Source organism: Turicibacter sp. T129 (genome assembly GCF_025594975.1).
Lineage (GTDB): Bacteria > Bacillota_I > Bacilli_A > MOL361 > Turicibacteraceae > Turicibacter > Turicibacter bilis.
Genome location: NZ_JAMQUU010000001.1, coordinates 1 through 5,934, shown reverse-complemented (window position 1 = coordinate 5,934; position 5,934 = coordinate 1). Strand labels below are relative to the sequence as shown.

Here is a 5,934-nt window from a genome sequence, read left to right as displayed (position 1 = left end):
TTTTATTCCAACCATACATCATATCATCAAGCATTTTCTCTAAATTTTCACCACTCACATTTTTTTGAGTAAGTGTCAAAAAGATATAAGCATGTTCTTTATCTTGCTCAATCGCTTGAATAATTTTTGATACTTGACTAAAAATCTTCAATGATCTTCTCCAATTACACACTGGACATAAGCGCAACTGACAAAAATAAGCTTCATATAATGTTCGCTTTCCATTCTTATCACGCTTATATTTCAAAACAGTCGCACACATTCGACAACGCTCCTCTCGATTCAAAAATCGATTAAATTTCTCCGAATGTATTTTACGATAAGATTCCTTTATCATCATGTAGATTTCTGACAAACTTAAATTTCTTCTTTTCTTGCTAGACCAATCACGAATCTTACCACTGGAAGATTTATCTTCTAAAAATTCTACTTGCTTATTTAATTGTTCCATGCTATCATTTCGTTAGCTTATTAGAGAAAAACACCTTTTTCTCTCTAAATAAAAACGAAAACCCCCTATTCTGTTATATGTTGTCTGCAAACTCATTGTAACATAGAATAAGGGGTTTTTTCAATAATTTTATAGGTTAATGAAAAATCGTTTTTTCATTGATACCACTTGGGCTAGAGGCTGTTTTTCTATCTTCCTGTTGTTCACATAGTATCAAGTAAAGGATAGGACTTCCTTTCGGAAGTCCCAAAAAAGCACCCAGTGGGTGCTTTTTTTCTCTCCCCTCACATTCGCTTTTCAAATTAAAAAAAATCGTCTAAAATTATTTTTGGCAAAAAAATTTTTTGCAAATTCGAAAAGTCTCTCAGAAATCTAAAAAAAGAGTAGGTCACGATCTACTCTTTTTTATTTTTTAAAAAACAAAATTTTCATCAAACTACTTATTTTTTTTCATACCCATTACACACCGAAGCTTTATAATCAAACCATCCCTAAAACGAAGTAAATAAACCAAAGCAAATAATGCTAACTTTTTTCATATTACTCTCCTTGATTAAATACAAAAAAGAGCAGACTTAAATCTGCTCTTTTTATTTTTTCTAAAACCAACTTGCCACGACATATCCAATCGCAAAGATAATCGCTAATAGTCTTAACACATCAAAGCCCAACCCTAGACACTCTTTAACTAAATTCATCTCACTCCACCTTACTATTCTATTCAATATATCCTCGCATTCCGTTTTCTAACTTCTGACGTGTAAAATCTTCACTATCAATCCAGTAGTAGCCATCTATATTGTGGTATTCAATTCGCCCTGGGATTTCTAGATCCTCATCTTCTGGAATCAGCATAAATGGATTTCCGCAGTTTAATGTTTGCATATATTCGTCTGTCAATCCATTGTAACATTCAAATCTTCCTGTTTCTTGATTTTTCTTTAAATAAACTTCTGTCATTTTTATCGCTCCATTCCTCTATCCTTTGATTTAGCCTTTGATGGCATTTTAGTTTTTTCTTGTTCTTTAGGTTTCTCTTGTGTGATGAAGTCAGTGATAGAATTATTCCTTAAATTTTCTTTTAACTTAAAATCAACCTCTACCAATAACTCTTTAAAATTTTTTAATAGCTTATTTTTCATCAGAAATAAACAAGTTGCATTTCTAAAACGATGAAAATTTGTTTTGATCTCATCAACTTCTTGTTTTAAAAATTGATACTTTGATTTTAAATTTACATTTTCTTTTTTAAGCTGCTTATTCTCTTTCTGCAACTCATTCACTCGTTCAGTTAAATGCTCATTCATTTTATTTTTTAAGTTGAAGGACTGACTTAAACTTTCATATTTCTTTTCTAAGTCTTGCCTAAGGCTATTTTGATAAACTGGATTAAACGCATTAGACATTTTTAATTTCTCATTCTGTTCTAACGCGATCTCATATTTTTTTTCTAACTCACGATACTTCTCAACCTTAACCATTTCCCCAACAACGGGGAATTTTTTTATCTCTTCAGACTTCAACTCTGACTGATATAAAAAACCGAACTGTTTTAATTTTTCATCAAAAGATAATCCTCTCGCAATCCCCTCTTCTAAGATTTGAGATTTAACTTCTAAGTCTTTTACTTTACGATCTTTTTTCTTAAATTCCTTTTCAGTGACTAAAAATTCACTCCTTACTTGCTCCAACTCGCCTTTAATCTCATTCAAATCATTTTTAACCGTGTTTTTTTCGCTTTTAAGCGTCTCTAAGCTCTCGGCATACTCTTTATACTCTGCCACCTTCATATATCCGTGTGAGCCTTTATATTGCCTCTCAATGCCTTTCTCTTTTAATTGGCGTTCAATTACACCAGTTTCATTTTCTCGCCAACGCTCAAATGTTAATCCATCTTGTTGCTCAATCGCTTTATCAAATCCCACTCGCTTACTCAATCCACGTTTACTTTCATAAACTGGCACAAAGTTAATATGCAAATGTGGGTTTGCTTCATCAAGATGCATGACTGCATTATAAACTTTTAAATTTGGATTTCTTTCTTGAAATCCTTTCATGTACTCATCCAAAATATTTTTTTTCATTTCAAAAATTTCTTCTGTGTTTTCATCTTTACAACCAACTGCCACAATCAACTCTTGTTGATGATGAGTTTTTTTGTCGTGCAAAATTTTTGAAAAATAATCATCGATCTTTCGGTCACTTCTCTTTTGCTTAGCGTTATAATCTGCCACTGCTTGATCAAAAATTTCATGATACATTTCCCGAATATCCGACTTTACATAAGTGATGTTATCTTTAACGCGTTCCAAATCAATGTCCGGATTTCCAAATAAATTCTCACGATTATTATGTGCCAAACTAGTGATATTGGCTTTATTAAAACTAATCGTCATCTGACCACTCATAAAAAAATCACCGCCTATTCAATACCTCAAATTTTAGCACAAAACATGAGGAGAGAGGAAGAAGAATTTTGAAAGAATGACAAAATAAAGAACTCTACCGTTATTTTGACACGTTGTATCAAAATGTAGAGCTCTGCCGAGGGCTGTGCACCACCTATGGGTGGTGAGTCATTACTCTATTCAGCATAGAGTAATGACTAAAAACACTTCGGCGAATCCGCCGATTTTGATGTCACCGATCTGCTCCTTTACGCAGTTGGTTTCCATCAAAAATTAAAAAACTTTACGCCCCCTTTAGGCATAAAGTTTTCTCAAAAATAAAAAATTTAAAAAAATTTTTGGACAGTGGGTCCCATTTTTTTGTGACTAGGCATTTGCGAAAAACAACTCTTGTCGCTTCGCTTTGAGTTGCCTTTCGGCAAATCAGCCTAACAAAAAAATTCCCAAAGTCAAAAATTTACGTTTCACTTTTTTAAATTTTTCTCTCTCCAACTGACAAAAAATTTTCTCAACCCTTGTTAAAATTTTTTTATCACACGCACACTTTTTTTGTCCTGCAAAAAAATATTTTTTGAAAAAATCTTCAAAAAATAAATGTGTCCAATTGTGAACTTTTGAAAAATAAAAAAAGCAAACTTTAAAAGTTTGCCTTAAAAAATTTAAAATAATTTTTAAAAAATAAAATATTTTTCTCCCAGTTTAATTGCTGTAACTCTTATGGTTACAGCATATGCGAGTAGAACTTTTTTTAAAACTTTAAAATATCAAAACTATAAGAAATTATAAAGATAAACTTACTATATACAAGACTATCATATGAAGTGGATAAAATACATAAAATAAATATTTTAATCCTCTTCCTTTAGTTCCATTATAACAAAAGATTATAAATAGTGATCCCAACATCATCCATTGAGGATTACCGAAAATTATATCATTAGTTACAGATATGGGGTGTGCTCCGAATATCATATTAAAAAATCCAGTAAATATAGGATATAAATATTCTAATTGTTCATTCCACATTAAGTAACTAGCTATACGAGGGAGTAAAGGAGAATTATATAAAATCATGTATATTATCGTTATAATAAAAAATGAAATAGATAATTTAGTCTTTGAATCATAAAATATATACATACATAATCCTAATATAACAAATAATATTCCACCATCTAAATTTAAAACATTACCAAACAATGTAGCTAACATAAATAAAGGCGCATCAGTTAAAAAGCCAGCCAACCAAATTAACAAAAATGAAGTTAAAATTTGCCACACTAAAAAGAAAAATAACAATAAATTAGCTTTTTTATGGTTATTCTTAAATTGATCATATATATACATAAGTATTAAAGTTATAAAAATAGTTCTAATAGAATTCAAATTAACATCAGTCATGTACATGTAATTAATGAATCCAACAACTAAACTCAAACAATAAATCCGTAAAAAATATCTTTTTTTATTCTTTGTGTGAATATATCCTAACACACAACAATAAATAAAAATAGGGAAAGAAATTCTCCCTATCCAATGAAACCAATATGGCATATCAGGAATAAAATACCATAAATGATCTATAAACATACTAATTAGAGCGATTACTTTTAATAACGTACTCGACATAACATAACAACCTCTATTCAATCCATCCTTCAAAATGAGATGGTGCTTTAAATTCTAAATAAACCTTATCTGAAGCAGTTAAATTATTCGTTAAAGTATAATTTACACTCTTTTGTCCCTTTACTGTCTGCGTAACACCTACTTTTTGATCCGCTCCAAAAGTAGCTTTTTTATAAGCTTGAACACTTAAAGCTGAAGAGTTTTTATTCGTCACAGAAACATCATAATAAGTATCTCCAGTTAAATATACCTCAGTATATAAAGTTGATTTCTCAGCTGATCCAGAAAATGAATAAGCACCATTAGAAGAATGCCATTCAGCAGTAGGAATCTTAGTTCCCCTTTCTAACGATTCTAACGATGATTCAAAAGATGGCTTTTGAGTAGAAACACCCATATTATCTGCAACTGAATTTGTAGCAGCTAAAGCGTTTAATCCTGTTCCTGCTGTAATCAATAACCCTAATAAAGAAACTTTTTTTACCCAATCTGTTTTCTTCTTCATAACTCTATCCTCCCTTTGATTTTTTACCAAAAATTACATAACTATAATACCATATAATTGCATAAAAATATCATTTTTTCTATTTTTTTACAAAAAAATGATAAAAAAAAGAACAAATTTACATTTGCTCTCTAAAAAATTCTTTACGACATTCACTACAAATTTGAGTGTATCCAATCTCTGAATTTCCAACTTTTCTTGTTGTTGGCTTTATCGTTTCACAAAAGAAACATAGCTTACGATTGACTTCAGTATGCCCATCATACGGATGAAATCTTTTACAACCACCGCAATAATAATATTTTTCTCTCATTGTTTTTTCCATTCTAAACCCCTCCTGCTAAACTCTCACATAATTCATATAACCCACATTCCAGGCATACGTTTCAAGTGTCATTTCGCCCTCTAATTCTTCATCCTTTTCAGAATCAATATACACTAGATCACCATCTTCTGTATCATCTAAATTTAATTTTTTATGCCATTCTTTCATAATCCCACTAAATGACACTAAACGTCTACCTTGCAACGCATAATCTAACGTTTCAACCACGTTCATTGATAAATCTATATTTTTCTCAATCACATAATCACTATCTTTAGCCGCATACTTCGCCGTTTCCGCAACTGCTTCAGCTGTATTACCTTTTACTTTTTTAATATTTACTTGTGGTAAATAATCAAGTCGCATAGCTTTCGCCCAAAGCTCTCGCCACGCTTCCTGAGATAAATAGATTTTATCTGTAAAATATGATTTATTCACTACGATAAGCACATGAAAATGTGGGTGATACATATCAAAGTTAGGATTTTTATCTCCTACTTTTAAACCTAGTTTTTTATAATAATCCTTTTTCTCTTGATACATTTTTTTTGTAATAATTGGATTTTTATCATAAGTAATTTCAAGTCCTCGATAGGCTCCCTTAACCACATCTTTC

General features: G+C 30.7%; 7 protein-coding genes. All 7 read right to left on the bottom strand.

Annotated features, from left to right (window positions below; genetic code table 11):
• Nucleotides 1-451 (bottom strand): protein rep (locus NEH75_RS00035; RefSeq protein ID WP_262948283.1); only part of this gene is annotated, 451 nt, incomplete at its 3' end.
• A 717-nt stretch (nt 452-1,168) separates the two neighbouring features.
• Nucleotides 1,169-1,411 carry a DUF5348 domain-containing protein gene (locus tag NEH75_RS00030; RefSeq protein WP_151922490.1) on the bottom strand — a complete coding sequence of 81 codons (243 nt, stop codon included), beginning with the start codon at nt 1,409-1,411 and terminating at the stop codon, nt 1,169-1,171.
• 2 nt (nt 1,412-1,413) lie between these two features.
• On the bottom strand, nt 1,414-2,859 hold the full coding sequence (locus NEH75_RS00025) for a plasmid recombination protein (protein ID WP_262948281.1): 1,446 nt from the start codon (nt 2,857-2,859) through the stop codon (nt 1,414-1,416).
• 780 nt (nt 2,860-3,639) lie between these two features.
• Nucleotides 3,640-4,488: a conjugal transfer protein TraX gene (locus NEH75_RS00020; protein ID WP_262948279.1), complete on the bottom strand. Its 849-nt coding sequence runs from the start codon at nt 4,486-4,488 to the stop codon at nt 3,640-3,642.
• 13 nt (nt 4,489-4,501) lie between these two features.
• Nucleotides 4,502-4,993 (bottom strand): hypothetical protein, encoded by a 492-nt coding sequence (locus tag NEH75_RS00015; RefSeq protein WP_262948278.1) that lies wholly within the window; start codon nt 4,991-4,993, stop codon nt 4,502-4,504.
• A gap of 118 nt (nt 4,994-5,111) precedes the next feature.
• Complete coding sequence (locus tag NEH75_RS00010) at nt 5,112-5,318, bottom strand: hypothetical protein (protein WP_262948277.1); 207 nt, start codon at nt 5,316-5,318, stop codon at nt 5,112-5,114.
• A gap of 15 nt (nt 5,319-5,333) precedes the next feature.
• Nucleotides 5,334-5,934: protein rep (locus tag NEH75_RS00005; protein WP_262948276.1), on the bottom strand; the 601-nt coding region annotated here is incomplete at its 5' end.